This window comes from Klebsiella pneumoniae subsp. pneumoniae HS11286 (assembly GCF_000240185.1).
Taxonomy (GTDB): domain Bacteria; phylum Pseudomonadota; class Gammaproteobacteria; order Enterobacterales; family Enterobacteriaceae; genus Klebsiella; species Klebsiella pneumoniae.
The window spans coordinates 1,560,447-1,574,611 of sequence record NC_016845.1; the positions used below are offsets into that span (position 1 = coordinate 1,560,447).

General features: G+C 58.3%; 14 protein-coding genes. 1 reads left to right on the plus strand and 13 read right to left on the minus strand.

What is annotated here, in order from left to right; genetic code table 11:
- Window positions 1-176: 176 nt before the first annotated feature.
- From KPHS_15010 to KPHS_15130, 13 genes are all read right to left on the minus strand, one after another.
- Window positions 177-821 carry a lipoyltransferase gene (locus tag KPHS_15010; protein YP_005225801.1) on the minus strand — a complete coding sequence of 215 codons (645 nt, stop codon included), beginning with the start codon at window positions 819-821 and terminating at the stop codon, window positions 177-179.
- 104 nt (window positions 822-925) lie between these two features.
- Window positions 926-1,189, minus strand: a complete 264-nt coding sequence (locus KPHS_15020) for a YbeD family protein (RefSeq protein ID YP_005225802.1) — start codon at window positions 1,187-1,189, stop codon at window positions 926-928.
- 112 nt (window positions 1,190-1,301) lie between these two features.
- Window positions 1,302-2,573, minus strand: a complete 1,272-nt coding sequence (locus KPHS_15030) for a D-alanyl-D-alanine carboxypeptidase (RefSeq protein ID YP_005225803.1) — start codon at window positions 2,571-2,573, stop codon at window positions 1,302-1,304.
- Between the two features lie 66 nt (window positions 2,574-2,639).
- The gene (locus tag KPHS_15040) at window positions 2,640-3,788 is read right to left on the minus strand and encodes a rare lipoprotein A (RefSeq protein ID YP_005225804.1); all 1,149 of its coding nucleotides are present in this window, start codon (window positions 3,786-3,788) and stop codon (window positions 2,640-2,642) included.
- Between the two features lie 11 nt (window positions 3,789-3,799).
- Window positions 3,800-4,912 (minus strand): cell wall shape-determining protein, encoded by a 1,113-nt coding sequence (locus KPHS_15050; RefSeq protein ID YP_005225805.1) that lies wholly within the window; start codon window positions 4,910-4,912, stop codon window positions 3,800-3,802.
- A complete protein-coding gene (locus KPHS_15060; protein ID YP_005225806.1) occupies window positions 4,912-6,813 on the minus strand; it encodes a penicillin-binding protein 2 in 1,902 nt (633 codons plus the stop codon). Before KPHS_15060 ends, KPHS_15050 begins: the two co-directional genes overlap by 1 nt.
- 27 nt (window positions 6,814-6,840) lie before the next feature.
- A complete protein-coding gene (locus KPHS_15070) occupies window positions 6,841-7,308 on the minus strand; it encodes an SPOUT methyltransferase superfamily protein (RefSeq protein ID YP_005225807.1) in 468 nt (155 codons plus the stop codon).
- 3 nt (window positions 7,309-7,311) lie between these two features.
- The gene (locus KPHS_15080) at window positions 7,312-7,629 is read right to left on the minus strand and encodes a ribosome silencing factor (protein ID YP_005225808.1); all 318 of its coding nucleotides are present in this window, start codon (window positions 7,627-7,629) and stop codon (window positions 7,312-7,314) included.
- 222 nt (window positions 7,630-7,851) lie between these two features.
- Window positions 7,852-8,481, minus strand: coding sequence for a cobC, a phosphohistidine protein (locus KPHS_15090; RefSeq protein ID YP_005225809.1), 630 nt, complete (start codon window positions 8,479-8,481; stop codon window positions 7,852-7,854).
- Between the two features lie 72 nt (window positions 8,482-8,553).
- Window positions 8,554-9,204 (minus strand): nicotinic acid mononucleotide adenyltransferase, encoded by a 651-nt coding sequence (locus tag KPHS_15100; protein YP_005225810.1) that lies wholly within the window; start codon window positions 9,202-9,204, stop codon window positions 8,554-8,556.
- Window positions 9,197-10,219 (minus strand): DNA polymerase III subunit delta, encoded by a 1,023-nt coding sequence (locus tag KPHS_15110; protein YP_005225811.1) that lies wholly within the window; start codon window positions 10,217-10,219, stop codon window positions 9,197-9,199. Before KPHS_15110 ends, KPHS_15100 begins: the two co-directional genes overlap by 8 nt.
- An 8-nt stretch (window positions 10,220-10,227) precedes the next feature.
- The gene (locus tag KPHS_15120) at window positions 10,228-10,800 is read right to left on the minus strand and encodes an a minor lipoprotein (RefSeq protein YP_005225812.1); all 573 of its coding nucleotides are present in this window, start codon (window positions 10,798-10,800) and stop codon (window positions 10,228-10,230) included.
- A 32-nt stretch (window positions 10,801-10,832) separates the two neighbouring features.
- The gene (locus KPHS_15130) at window positions 10,833-13,415 is read right to left on the minus strand and encodes a leucyl-tRNA synthetase (protein YP_005225813.1); all 2,583 of its coding nucleotides are present in this window, start codon (window positions 13,413-13,415) and stop codon (window positions 10,833-10,835) included.
- Between the two features lie 223 nt (window positions 13,416-13,638).
- On the opposite strand from KPHS_15130, the gene KPHS_15140 reads away from it, so the two are divergent.
- On the plus strand, window positions 13,639-14,124 hold the full coding sequence (locus KPHS_15140; RefSeq protein YP_005225814.1) for a zinc ribbon-containing protein: 486 nt from the start codon (window positions 13,639-13,641) through the stop codon (window positions 14,122-14,124).
- Window positions 14,125-14,165: the final 41 nt, after the last annotated feature.

The window sequence follows — 14,165 nt, forward strand, 5'->3', positions numbered from 1 at the left end:
CATCCTGTCTGTCAGGAGATTCTGACGGAGGCGTATTCTCTGGCACGCGATGAGTCCGGTTGGGAATGATAGGCCAAGTATAGCGGCCCACCGCGTTGCCGTGCGTGACAATTGATTGCAAAAATAACGTGTTACTCGTTTAGCGCCCCGCTGACAGCGGGACGTTGGCCTGCCGCTTAATCCCGGGGAAGATATTCGTGCGGTGGATGATTTAGCAGCGCCAGCAGATTGGCGACCAGCCGCGGAGCGACCGTCTCCGGGGAGGCTGCCGGCTGCCACTGGCGCATTTGCGTCATCTCCATACCGGCATAGCCGCAGGGGTTGATACGCAGAAACGGTGTGAGATCCATGGCGATATTAAGCGCCAGACCGTGGAAAGAACAACCTTTACGGATCCGCAATCCCAGAGAGCAGATTTTGCGTTCGCCGACATAGACGCCAGGGGCATCGGCGCGGGGGTGCGACTCGATACTATATTCAGCCAGGGTATTGACGACCGTTTGCTCCAGTAGCGTCACCAGCTCCCGCACGCCCAGCTTACGGCGCTTGAGGTCCAACAGGACGTACATCACCTGCTGTCCCGGACCGTGATAGGTGACCTGGCCGCCGCGATCGCTCTGGATCACCGGAATATCGCCGGGCACCAGCACGTGTTCCGCTTTGCCGGCCTGACCCTGGGTGAATACGGGGTGATGTTCCACCAGCCAGATCTCGTCGAGGGTATCTTCATCACGGGCGTCGGTAAATTCATGCATCGCCTGCGAGACGGGTTCGTAAGGTTGCAGGCCAAGCTGCCGGATAAGAATTTTATTGTGCTGCAAAACAACATCTCCGCCGGGAAGAGAGAATTCAGGTTGGGGAGTATATCACAGCCGTGCAGAAGGGAATGAGAAGACCCGGCACGGCGGCCGGGTCAGGGAAAAGGTTACAGCACCATCCGAACGATATCGATATTGCCTAACTCTTCGTACAGCGTTTCCACTTGTTCAATGTGGGTGGCGTTGATGGTGATGGAGACCGAGTGGTAGTTACCTTTGCTGCTCGGTTTTACTGACGGCGAGTAATCACCAGGCGCATGGCGCTGTACCACTTCCACCACCTGATCAACCAGCTCCGGCAACGCCTGCCCCATTACTTTGTAAGTAAATGGCGTAGGGAATTCAAGCAGTTCGTTAAGTTTGGTTTTCATGTCAGCTCCGGTGTTACGACAAAATAATAACTCCCACCAAGGGCGGGAGTTATCAGGTTACTTGGATGAATAGTATATGGGGATGGAAATCACACTTTCAAGTGTTCGATTTTTAACCAAACCAGTGGTGGAACATTAATTTAATGTAATCAATAATTTTGCCGAAGAAATTACCTTCCGGAATTTCCTGCAGGACCACCAGCGGACGCTGGTCAATGGTTTTACCATCCAACTGGAAGTTAATGGTGCCGACAACCTGGTTTTTCTGCAGCGGGGCGTGCAGCTCAGTGTTATTCAGCACGTAGCTGGCTTTCAGATCTTTCATTCGGCCGCGCGGAATGGTCAGGTAGACGTCTTTATCCACCCCCAGCGAAGCGCGATCGCTGTCGCCGAACCAGGCCGGTTCGGAGGCAAACTCTTTGCCAGCTTTAATCGGGTTGACGGTTTCGAAGAAGCGGAAGCCCCAGGTAAGCAGTTTTTTGCTTTCTGACTCACGGCCTTTGAACGTCCGGCCGCCCATTACCGCGGAGATCAGGCGCATCTGGCCTTCGGTGGCGGAAGCGACGAGGTTGTAACCCGCTTTGTCGGTATGGCCGGTTTTGATGCCGTCGACGTTCAGGCTGTTATCCCACAGCAGGCCGTTACGGTTCAGCTGGCGGATGCCGTTGAAGGTGAACTCTTTCTCACGATAGATGGAGTACTCGTTCGGTACGTCGCGGATCAGCGCCTGGCCAATCAGCGCCATGTCGCGCGCGGAGCTGTACTGTCCGTCAGCATCAAGACCGTGAACGGTCTGGAAATGGGTGTTTTTCAGGCCCAGAGCGTTGACGTAGTTGTTCATCAGGCTGACGAAGGCGTCCTGGCTGCCGGCGACGTAGTCGGCCATCGCCACGCAGGCATCGTTACCGGACTGCAGGTTAATACCACGGATCAGCTGAGAAACCGGCACCTGCATGCCCGGCTTGAGGAACATCAGAGAAGAGCCTTTGAAAACCGGGTTGCCGGTGGCCCAGGCATCGTTGCCGACGGTGACCAGATCGGACTCTTTGAATTTGCCCGCTTTCATCGCCTGACCGATAACATAGCTGGTCATCATTTTGGTCAGACTGGCCGGGTCGCGGCGGGAGTCGGCATTGTTTTCAGCCAGTACCTTGCCAGAGTTGTAATCGATAAGGATCCAGGATTCGGCGTCAATCTGCGGGGCGCCTGGGATCATCGTTTTGATATTCAGGTCATCGGCGCGGGCAGCGGAGGAGAGCGCTGCAACGGAGAGCGCCGTAATGAGTAAACGAGCGGTGAAAGAGGTCTTCATGGTCAGAACAACGGCATCCGTGATGGAGTTAAAAAAGTGCCTTACTATAGCAAATGCTCTGCGGGCCAGCATCCGACATTGCGCATGAGTTTGTTAATGACTTTTACATGCGCGAGGTGAACGGGCGGCCCGCGGCGTTTAGTTGGCGCGAGTAATAAAGGACTGCAGCTGCGCTTCGCTTTGCAGGCGCTGCTGCACGGCGCTGGCCTGTGCTTTATCAGCAAAGGGACCCAGCTGAATACGCCAGACCGCGCCGTTTTGCATGACCCGGCCTGGCACAGAAAACTGCTGGCTCAGGCGCTGCTGATACTGCTGCGCCCGCGTCTGGTCGCTTACTGCGCCCACCTGGACAACAAAATTACCGCTGGCGCTGGAGGTCGCCGAGGACGAGGCCGCCACGGCGCCAGCGGCTGCGGCGGTGGCCGCAGCGGGCGCCACATTACCCTGAATGGAGCCAGGCGCGGTCACTGGCGCTGTTGGCGTGGCGCCGGCGGCAGGAGCCGTCGCGGCGGCTGCCGCTGGTTCGCTACTCTCCAGCACGCCGTTGTTCAGGGGCGTCGGCGCGCCGAGGAAACCGCCGCTGTTCACCGGCGCGCCCACGCTGTCTGCCGGCGTCAGCGTGCTGTTGCTGATCGGGCGAACGTCAGTGGGTGCGGGTTGGCTCATGCCAGCGGCGTCCCCACCGTCCAGATTCGGACGGGCGGGCAGGGCGTAAGTCTGTTTGGCGACGGTGGTACAGGCCATCCCCGGGCCGGAAAGCGAACCGTCAGGCGCGACGATGATGGGGTCGATGCGCACTTTGGTGTTGTTAGAGGTGTTCAGGCGGTCAGCGGATGCGCGGGAAAGCGAGATGACCCGATCGTTGCCATAGGGACCGCGATCGTTAATCCGCACGACGATCATCCGTCCGTTGGCAAGGTTAGTGATCCGCGCGTAGCTCGGGATCGGCAGCGTCGGGTGCGCTGCGGTCAACTGAGTCGGATCGAAGGCTTCGCCGCTGGCGGTCAGGTTGCTGTTGGGTTCAGCGTCATAGATCGCCGCGAAACCGGCCTGAGTAAAGTTGGCCGGATCCTGAACGATTTTGTAGCTTTTACCGTCGCGCTCATAATCCTGATTCGCCGTGGCGTTCGGCGTTTCATATTGCGGATCGGCGCCGCTGATCTCAACCGTCGGGCCATTACAGACGGCCGGCTGTGGAGTACTGACCGTTTTTTGTTGCACGTCATCACTCGAACATGCCGCCAGCAGCCCCGCTGCTATGCAGATCCCCAGCCATTGCTTACGCATTGCTAACCCCTTTAAACGCTTTTCGACAACATTTTTCTGTGGGTATGGATCGACATTACGATACCAAACCCGGCCATCAGTACGATCAGGGCGGAGCCCCCGTAGCTCACCAGCGGCAACGGTACGCCCACCACCGGTAAAATACCACTCACCATACCAATATTTACGAAGACATAAACGAATAAAATCAACATTAAACCACCGGCCATGACCCGGCCAAAGGTGGTTTGCGCCTGGGCGGCGATCCACAGTCCGCGCATAATCAGCAGAATATAAAGCGCTAGCAGGATCAGTACGCCAATCAGGCCCAGCTCTTCGGCGAGGACGGCGAAGATAAAGTCGGTGTGGCGTTCCGGCAGAAACTCCAGTTGCGACTGGGTGCCGTGCAGCCAGCCTTTGCCGCGCAGACCGCCGGAGCCAATGGCAATTTTAGACTGAATAATGTGATAGCCGGCGCCCAGCGGGTCAGTTTCCGGATCGAGGAGCATCATCACGCGCTGACGCTGATAGTCGTGCATCAGGAAGAACCACAGGATCGGAATAAAGGCGGCGACCAGCACCACGGCGATACCAATCAGGCGCCAGCTGAGGCCGGATAGGAACAGCACAAACAGCCCGGATAGGGCGATCAGGATCGAGGTCCCGAGGTCAGGCTGCGCCGCCACCAGCAGCGTCGGCAGGAAGATTAGCACCAGGGCAATGCCGGTGTTCTTCAGCGACGGTGGACAGACATCGCGGTTAATAAACCGCGCCACCATCAGCGGCACGGCTATTTTGGCGATCTCCGACGGCTGAAAGCGCACAATACCGAGATCCAGCCAGCGCTGCGCCCCTTTGGAGATGGCACCGAAGGCGTCAACGGCTACCAGCAGGATGATACAGAAAATATAGAGGTAGGGCGCCCAGCCTTCATAGACCCGCGGCGGGATCTGCGCCATGACGATCATGATCACCACGCCCATGGCGATCTGGCCGATTTTACGCTCCATCATGCCGACATCCTGACCGCTGGCGCTCCAGATAACCAGCGCGCTGTAGGTCAGCAGCGCCAGCAGGATAAGCAGCATGGTGGGGTCAAGATGGATTTTATCCCATAGCGATTTTTTGTTCGGATTATCCGTCATTATTGATCCTCCCCTGCGGTTACCGCCGGGTTTTCGCTTGGCAGCGTAGTGTTGTTATCGCCCAGCATGATGTGATCGAGGATCTGGCGCATAATCGTACCGACCGCCGGGCCGGCGCCGCCGTTTTCCAGAATCATCGCCACGGCAACCTGCGGGTTGTTATAAGGCGCAAACGCCGTCATCAGTTTATGGTCGCGCAAGCGCTCGGAGATCCGGTGCGCGTTATAGGTTTCGTTGGCCTTCAGGCCGAACACCTGAGCGGTACCTGACTTGGCCGCGATTTTATACGGCGCGCTGGCGAAGTATTTGTGCGCGGTGCCGTTGCCGCGGTTGGCCACGCCGTACATGCCGTCTTTGGCGATTTCCCAATAGCCGGAATGGATATCGCCTACCGGCGGCTCATGGGGCTGGACCCAGGGTACGGGCTTGCCGTCTTCCACGGTGCTCTGCAGCAGATGAGGCACCTTCACCACGCCGTCGTTAATCAGGATCATCAGCGCTTTGTTCATCTGGATCGGCGTGGCGGTCCAGTAACCCTGGCCGATGCCCACCGGAATGGTGTCCCCCTGGTACCAGGGTTTCTTAAAGCGCTTGAGCTTCCATTCGCGGGTCGGCATGTTGCCAGAGCGCTCCTCGGAGAGGTCGATACCGGTGTAGTGGCCGTAGCCAAACTTGCTCATCCACTCTGAGAGACGGTCGATGCCCATGTCATAGGCGACCTGGTAGAAATAGGTATCTGCAGACTCCTCGAGCGCTTTGGTGACGTTCAGATGGCCGTGGCCCCACTTTTTCCAGTCACGATAGCGTTTCTCTGAGCCAGGCAACTGCCACCAGCCGGGGTCGAAGAGGCTGGTGTTGCGGGTGATCACCCCGGCGCTCAGCGCCGAGACGGCGACGTACGGTTTGACCGTCGACGCCGGCGGATAGACCCCCTGCGTTGCTCGGTTGACCAGCGGTGTGTTCGGGTCGTTGAGCAGCGCGGAGTAATCTTTGCTGGAGATGCCGTCGACGAACAGGTTCGGGTCATAGCTCGGGGTTGAAACCAGCGCCAGAATAGCGCCGGTACGCGGGTCGGTCACCACCACGGCGGCGCGGCTGCCGGCCAGCAGCGTTTCAATATACTGCTGCAGCTTGAGGTCGAGGGTGAGGTAGATGTCGCGTCCGGCCTGCGGAGGCACCTCTTTCAGCTGACGAATGACGCGGCCGCGGTTGTTCACTTCAACCTCTTCGTAGCCGGTCTGACCGTGCAGAACGTCCTCGTAATAACGCTCTATACCCAGCTTCCCAATGTCGTGCGTCGAGGCGTAGTTGGCCAGCTTGCCCTCTTTATCCAGGCGGTCGACGTCTTTATCGTTAATTTTTGAGACATAGCCAATGACGTGAGTCAGCGCCGAATTATAGGGGTAATAACGACGCTTGTAGCCTTTGACTTCCACGCCGGGAAAGCGGTACTGGTTGACGGCAAAGCGGGCCACCTGCACTTCGCTGAGGTTGACCTTTACCGGAATCGAGGTAAAACGATGGGAGCGGGCGCGCTCCTTTTTGAAACCGGCGATGTCATCGTCGGTTAAATCGACGACGTCGCGTAGCGCATCCAGCGTCTGCTGTACGTTATCGACTTTCTCCGGCATCATCTCCAGCTGGTAAATGGTGCGGTTAAGCGCCAGCGGGGTGCCGTTGCGATCGTAAATAATGCCGCGGCTCGGCGGGATCGGCACCAGCTTGATGCGGTTTTCGTTCGAGCGCGTCTGATAGTCGTCGAAGCGAACGATTTGCACATTGTACAGGTTGGCGATCAGAACGCCGGTAAGCAGCAAAATCCCCAAAAAAGCGACCAGCGCCCGGCGCACGAACAGCGAGGATTCAGCCGTATAGTCGCGGAAAGAATTCTGTAATTTCATTCGCTGCTTAGTCTACCCTGATCATCATTACTCACGGTGGTACGGGTGGTTGGTGGTGATGCTCCACGCCCGGTACAGACTCTCGGCCACCAGTACGCGCACCAGCGGGTGAGGTAAGGTGAGGGTGGAGAGCGACCAACTCTGTTCCGCCGCTGCTTTACAGGCGGGAGAGAGACCTTCCGGACCGCCTACCAGTAAACTGACGTCGCGCCCGTCCTGTTTCCAGCGTTCCAGTTCGCGCGCCAGCTGCGGTGTATCCCATGGTTTACCCGGAATATCCAGGGTCACGATGCGGTTCTTACCGGCAGCGGCTAACATCATCTCGCCCTCTTTTTCGAGGATGCGTTTGATATCAGCGTTCTTACCGCGCTTACCGGCAGGGATCTCCACCAGCTCGAACGGCATATCTTTGGGAAAACGGCGCAGATACTCGCTAAAGCCGGTCTGTACCCAGTCCGGCATTTTGGTGCCAACGGCCACCAGCTGCAACTTCACGCATTAACTCCAGAGTTTTTCCAGCTCGTACAGACGACGGCTCTCTTCCTGCATGACGTGGACCATCACGTCGCCGAGGTCGACGACGATCCAGTCGGCGGCGGCTTCCCCTTCAACGCCCAGCGGCAGCATGCCGGCGGCGCGGGACTCCTGAACCACGTGGTCGGCGATAGACATCACATGACGCGTGGAGGTGCCGGTGCAGATAATCATGCAATCGGTGATGCTGGATTTGCCATGTACATCAATGGCAACGATGTCCTGACCTTTCAGGTCATCAATTTTGTCGATAACAAAATCCTGGAGTGCTTTACCCTGCAAGTGTTCCCCCTGGGTGCGTGAAGATTGATAATCATAAAGAGCCTGACAGTATACCTGAACTGATGAAAAAGTCGGGTGAAATGTCTGTCGGCAGGCGTTCGTGGCGGGCTATCATCCCATCCCTCGCCGCGGATTGCATCGCCATTTTTGTAAAACAATTTCTGCAAACCGGCTTTGGCGGATGCTGCCTGGCAGCGGAGAATAACAGCCTGCTCTGGCCTGTCAATGGTCTGGCGGGAATTCTTCTTGCGGCCGCCAGACGGCCTGGCTATTTAATACCCGCAGGGTGGTGAAATCGTCGCGGATTTCGAGGAGGCTCCAGGCGCCATGGGCAATGGGAAAGTGCCACATCGCCGCCGCAGGCATCTGCAACAGCAGGGCGGTCAGCAGGCTCAGGACGCCCTGATGGCCGACGATCAGCAGATGGTCAAGATGGCGGCAGTCGGTCAGCGTTGGGATAAACTCGCTGACGCGGCGGGCAAAATTCTGAAAGCTTTCGCCGTTGGTGGGGGCCGCATGCTGCCAGTCGGCACACCAGGCGGCATAGTTTTCCGCATCTTCTCGCTGGAGGTCGCGATGATGACGCATCTCCCAGTCGCCGAAAAACATCTCATTGAGCGCGGGATGGCGCTCACGCGGAATAGCGCGGTCGCCAAGCAGCAGATCGGCCGTTGTCCCGGTCCGCGCCAGCTCGCTACAGAATACTTTATCGAAAGGCGCCAGGCGCAGCCGTTCGCCGAGCGCGCGCGCCTGAGCGACGCCGCGCGGCGTCAGGGGCGTTGGGGCATGGCCGCTGTATAACCCGGCAACGTTGGCTTCGGTTTCGCCATGGCGAACTAACCACAATTTCATGAACAGGCTCTGACAGGCGATGAAGAGATGGCGTTACGATAGCGCTTTTTTCGCGCCAGGCCCAGCCTGGGGTCAGCAATAGAGTCCCTGCTCGCGGATGTAATCCAGCACGGCGGCGGGCAGCATCTCGGCGCAGGACTCGCCGCGCTCAAGGCGCTGGCGGATGATCGTCGCGGAAATATCGAACCACGGCGTCTCAGCCAGGTAGATCACGCCGGAAGGGCGGTTATGCAGAGACTCCACGTCGTGGGTTAAATGGCGATCCAGCCAGCGCTGATCCGCTTCCTGCGCCATGGTCAGCGGGTAACCCGGGCGGCGGCAAACAATCAGGTGGACATTGTCGAGAATGGTTTCATAGTTGTGCCAGGTGGGAAAGGTCAGTAGCGAATCCTGGCCAATGATAAACGCCAGCGGTTTGCGCGGCCCCTGCTCCTGGCGCCACTCCTGCAGCGTTTGCGCCGTCCAGGAGGGGGTATCGCGCCGTAGTTCGCGTTCATCGAGCGTGAACAGCGGTTTATCGGCAATCGCCAGCTTCAGCATGTGCACGCGCTGGGCGCTGGTGGCTTCCGGCTGCGGCCGGTGCGGCGGGACGTTGTTAGGCATGATGATGACCTTGCTCAGGCCAATCTGATTCGCCAGGATCTCAACCGGCTTGAGGTGACCGTAATGCACCGGATCGAAGGTGCCGCCATAGATTGCCTGTAACTGAGTCATATCAACCATCAATAAAAACGTCCGCCAGGGCTTTGTGGCAGAGCAACAACGAAAGACTTTCCAGTTCGGGCCAGACGTCGTGCCCGTAATCCTGTTTAAAGGTGAGCTCCGCGCGGGTCAGAAGGGTCACCGCCTGGCGCAGCTGTTCCCCGCTCAGGCGCGTGAGGGCGTCGCTGAGCAGCTGACGGCGGTTTTGCCAGACCCGATGTTTATCAAACAGCGAGCGCAGCGGCGTGTGCGTCGCCTGGCGCTTGAGGGTAACCAGCAGCAGCAGCTCCCGCTGCAGAGTACGCAGCAGGATCGCCGGCTCGCAGCCTTCAAGGCGTAACTGCTGCAGGACGTGCAGCACGCGCTTACTTTTGCCTGCCAGTAGGGCATCGACCCAATGGTAAGGCGTAAAGTGCGCGGCATCGTTTACCGCTTGCTCAACGCGGGGGAGGGTTAGCTTACCGTCCGGCCAGAGCAGCGCCAGACGCTCCAGCGCCTGCGCCAGCGCCAGCAGATTGCCTTCGTAACAGTAGCACAGCAGCTGACTGGCCGCGTCGTCGAGCTGCAGCTGATGCTGTTTGGCCCGGGCGGCCAGCCAGCGCGGCAGCTGCGCGTATTCCGGCGTCTGGCAACTGACCTGGACGGCGCGCTGAGCCAGGGCGGTGAGCCATGCGGCATTCTCCTGGGCTTTGGTCAGCTTATTTCCGCGAACTATCAGCAGCAGGTCGTCGTGCAGCAGGCCAACCAGCGTGGCGAGCTGTTCATTGATCGCCGCGTTGGGGCCGTTTTCCGGTAGGATCAACAGCAGGGTTTGCCGGCTGGCAAACAGGCTCATCGCCTGGCTTAAGGCGAAAATCGCCTGCCAGTCGGTGCTGTTGTCGATTGAAAAAGTATGGTGCTCGGTAAAGCCCTGCGCGGCAGCAGCTTCGCGAATGGCGTCCTGGCTTTCCTGCAACAGCAGGGGATCGTTGCCAAGCAGCAGATAGGCCGCGCGCAGCCCTTCAGTGAGCTGCGCGCGGAGCTGTTCCGGGTACAACCGAATCATCATTGACCCAGCGTGGTGGAGACGCGGTTACCCGAGGAAGCCGGCGCCGCGCTGCTGGCGACCGGTTTCTCTTCCTGCTGGGTTGCTTCAACATCCGCTACCTGAACGCTTGGCAGCTTACGAATCAGCTGTTCCGCCGCTTTGTCGTACATTTCCTGGATAATCATATCCTGCTCGGCGTCTTTCGCTAATGCCGCCTGCGGGTTATCAAAGAACGACCGATAGACCTTGGTGGTAATCGGATAGATATCGTGACCCGGGATCAGGACGCTGGCATGAACGGTCATGACCATCTGATACTCCGCCGTACGACCATCCTGGAACACCGATGCGGTATCTTTCTGAATCGACGAGCCATCGAGGCGCAGAGAAGGGACATCTTTACGCAGCGTGCTGGCGTCGATCAGTTCCACGCCGTTAAGACGCAGCTGATTACGTACCGCGCGGCTTAACGGGCCGTTCGGATCGCTCGACTGGAAAATCATGGTTTTCATGGTGGCGGGCACCTTGGTAGTGCTACGCAAATGCCAGCCACAGCCGGCGGTGACGAGCACCGCCAGAGATAACAACATTGTTACCAGATATCGCACGCTTCCTCCCGCGCTTAGCCAACGACCAGATTGAGCAGTTTACCGGGAACGTAAATCACTTTACGCACGGTTTTACCGTCGAGATATTTCGCCACCAGATGTTCCTGGCCGGCGCGCTCGCGAACCTGCTCTTCAGTTGCATCTACCGCAACGGTAATTTTACCACGAACTTTGCCATTGACCTGGACGACGACGAGGGTGCTGTCTTCCACCATCGCGCTCTCATCCGCTACCGGCCACGGCGCGTTGTCGATATCGCCTTCGCCGTTCAGCTCACGCCACAGGGTGAAGCTGGCGTGCGGCGTGAACGGGTTGAGCATACGCACCACCGCCAGCAGAGCTTCCTGCATCAGCGCACGATCCTGCTCATCTTCCTGCGGCGCTTTCGCCAGCTTGTTCATCAGCTCCATGATTGCCGCGATGGCGGTGTTGAAGGTCTGACGACGGCCGATGTCATCGGTCACTTTGGCGATGGTTTTGTGGATATCGCGACGCAGCGCTTTCTGATCTTCGCTCAGAGCCGCCACGTTCAGTGCCGCAACCTCTCCTTTAGTGGTGTGCTCGTAGACCAGTTTCCAGACGCGTTTCAGGAAGCGGTTCGCCCCTTCAACGCCAGATTCCTGCCACTCGAGGGTCATATCCGCCGGGGACGCAAACATCATGAACAGACGCACGGTATCCGCGCCGTAGCGCTCAACCATCACCTGCGGGTCGATGCCGTTGTTTTTCGACTTGGACATCTTGCTCATGCCGGTGTACACCAGCTCGTGGCCCGCCGCGTCTTTGGCCTTCACGATGCGGCCTTTTTCGTCGCGCTCAACGATGGCGTCAACCGGGGAAACCCAGTTACGTTCGCCGTTTTCGCCCACATAGTAGAACGCGTCAGCCAGCACCATGCCCTGGCACAGCAGCTGTTTCGCCGGCTCATCGGAGTTCACCATGCCCGCGTCGCGCATCAGCTTATGGAAGAAGCGGAAGTAGAGCAGGTGCATGATGGCGTGTTCGATACCGCCGATGTAGATATCTACCGGCAGCCAGTAGTTGGCCGCTTTCGAATCCAGCATTCCTTCCTGATACTGCGGGCAGGTGTAGCGCGCATAGTACCAGGAGGATTCCATAAAGGTGTCAAAGGTGTCGGTTTCGCGCAGCGCCGGCTGGCCGTTGACGGTGGTCTTGGCCCATTCAGGATCGGCTTTGATCGGGCTGGTGATGCCGTCCATGACCACGTCTTCCGGCAGGATCACCGGCAGCTGATCTTCCGGGGTCGGCAGCACGGTGCCATCTTCCAGGGTCACCATCGGGATCGGCGCGCCCCAGTAGCGCTGACGGGATACGCCCCAGTCGCGCAGACGGTAGTTAACTTTACGCTCGCCCACGCCCATGGCAGCCAGTTTGTCGGCAATGGCGTTGAAGCCCGCTTCATAATCAAGACCGCTGAACTCGCCGGAGTTAAACAGGACGCCTTTCTCGGTCAGCGCCTGCTCGGAGAGATCCGGCTCGGAGCCGTCGGCAGCGAGGATAACCGGCTTAATGTTCAGACCGTACTTGCTGGCGAACTCGTAGTCGCGCTGGTCGTGACCCGGAACGGCCATTACCGCGCCGGTGCCGTATTCCATCAGCACAAAGTTTGCCGCCCAGACCGGAATTTGTTCACCGGTCAGCGGATGAATGGCTTTAAAGCCGGTATCGACGCCTTTTTTCTCCATCGTCGCCATGTCGGCTTCGGCCACTTTGGTATTGCGGCACTCGTCGATAAAGGCGGCCAGCGCCGGATTGTTCGCCGCAGCCTGCTGCGCCAGCGGGTGACCCGCCGCGACGGCCAGGTAGGTACAACCCATAAAGGTGTCCGGACGGGTGGTGTAGACAGTCAGTTTGTCAGCGTAGTCGTTGACGTCAAAGGAGATTTCTACCCCTACCGAACGGCCGATCCAGTTGCGCTGCATGGTCTTCACGGTGTCCGGCCAGTGGTCCAGCTTATCCAGATCGTTCAGCAGTTCATCGGCGTAGGCGGTGATTTTAATAAACCACTGCGGGATCTCTTTACGCTCGACCTTGGTATCGCAGCGCCAGCAGCAGCCGTCGATAACCTGTTCGTTGGCAAGCACGGTCTGGTCATTCGGGCACCAGTTCACTGCGGAGGTTTTTTTGTACACCAGGCCTTTTTTGTACAGCTCGGTGAAGAACTTCTGCTCCCAGCGGTAGTATTCCGGGGTGCAGGTCGCCAGCTCGCGGCTCCAGTCATAGCCGAAGCCCAGCATTTTTAGCTGGTTTTTCATGTAGGCGATGTTGTCGTAGGTCCACGGCGCTGGCGCGGTGTTGTTTTTCACCGCCGCCCCTTCTGCCGGCAGACCGAACGCATCCCAGCCGATCGGCTGCAGGACGTTTTTGCCCAGCATGCGCTGGTAGCGGGCAATCACGTCGCCGATGGTGTAGTTACGCACGTGACCCATGTGTAGTCGACCAGAAGGATAAGGAAGCATCGACAGGCAGTAATACTTCTCTTTGCTCTCGTCTTCAGTTACTTCAAATGTACGATTTTCGTCCCAGTGAAGCTGGACTTTCGATTCTATCTCTTCCGGGCGGTATTGCTCTTGCATGGCAGCCAGTGGTCCTGTTTTCAATACAGCTACAAAGTGTAGCCAATGGATGTGTTATTTCAGATCGGCATAGCATAGCCCAAACGCCCACGTCAAAACAGCTTTTCGCACATCAACATCGGCAAAAGCTGCGCAGATTATTTCGCGACTCTGTGGCTTGTCAGACACAGCGGGAGAGGAATAAGGTCTATTATCAGAAGACGTTAACCCCACCGGAGGCGAAATGATGAACAAGGTTGCTCAATATTACCGTGAACTGGTCTCCTCGCTCAGCGAACGGCTCCGCCATGGAGAGCGCGATATCGACGCGCTGGTGACGCAGGCGCGGGAAAAAATCGTCCGCGCCGGCGATCTGACGCAGAGCGAGATCGAGTCGGTGATTGCGGCGGTCAAGCGCGACCTAGAGGAGTTTGCCCGCAGCTACGAAGAGAGTCACGAAGACGAGAGCGACAGCGTGTTTATGCGGGTGATCAAAGAGAGCCTGTGGCAGGAGCTGGCTGATATCACCGACAAAACCCAGCTCGAGTGGCGGGAAGTCTTTCAGGATCTGAATCACCACGGCGTGTACCACAGCGGCGAAGTGGTCGGTCTGGGCAACCTGGTCTGCGAGAAGTGCCACTATCACCTGGCGGTATACACCCCGGACGTGCTGCCGCGCTGTCCAAAATGTGGCCACGATCAGTTCCAGCGTCGGCCCTTCGAGCCCTAAGCGTGCGAAAAACGATGCGCGAGGCTTCGCGCATCGTGGTT

Bases quoted from the DNA above. Each gene is read 5' to 3' on its own strand.
- KPHS_15130 (YP_005225813.1), bottom strand. From the start codon at position 13,415: ATGCAAGAGCAATACCGCCCGGAAGAGATAGAATCGAAAGTCCAGCTT.
- KPHS_15120 (YP_005225812.1), bottom strand. From the start codon at position 10,800: ATGTTGTTATCTCTGGCGGTGCTCGTCACCGCCGGCTGTGGCTGGCAT.
- KPHS_15090 (YP_005225809.1), bottom strand. From the start codon at position 8,481: ATGAAATTGTGGTTAGTTCGCCATGGCGAAACCGAAGCCAACGTTGCC.
- KPHS_15060 (YP_005225806.1), bottom strand. From the start codon at position 6,813: ATGAAATTACAGAATTCTTTCCGCGACTATACGGCTGAATCCTCGCTG.
- KPHS_15140 (YP_005225814.1), top strand. From the start codon at position 13,639: ATGATGAACAAGGTTGCTCAATATTACCGTGAACTGGTCTCCTCGCTC.
- KPHS_15050 (YP_005225805.1), bottom strand. From the start codon at position 4,912: ATGACGGATAATCCGAACAAAAAATCGCTATGGGATAAAATCCATCTT.
- KPHS_15040 (YP_005225804.1), bottom strand. From the start codon at position 3,788: ATGCGTAAGCAATGGCTGGGGATCTGCATAGCAGCGGGGCTGCTGGCG.
- KPHS_15100 (YP_005225810.1), bottom strand. From the start codon at position 9,204: ATGGTTGATATGACTCAGTTACAGGCAATCTATGGCGGCACCTTCGAT.
- KPHS_15020 (YP_005225802.1), bottom strand. From the start codon at position 1,189: ATGAAAACCAAACTTAACGAACTGCTTGAATTCCCTACGCCATTTACT.
- KPHS_15030 (YP_005225803.1), bottom strand. From the start codon at position 2,573: ATGCTGGCCCGCAGAGCATTTGCTATAGTAAGGCACTTTTTTAACTCC.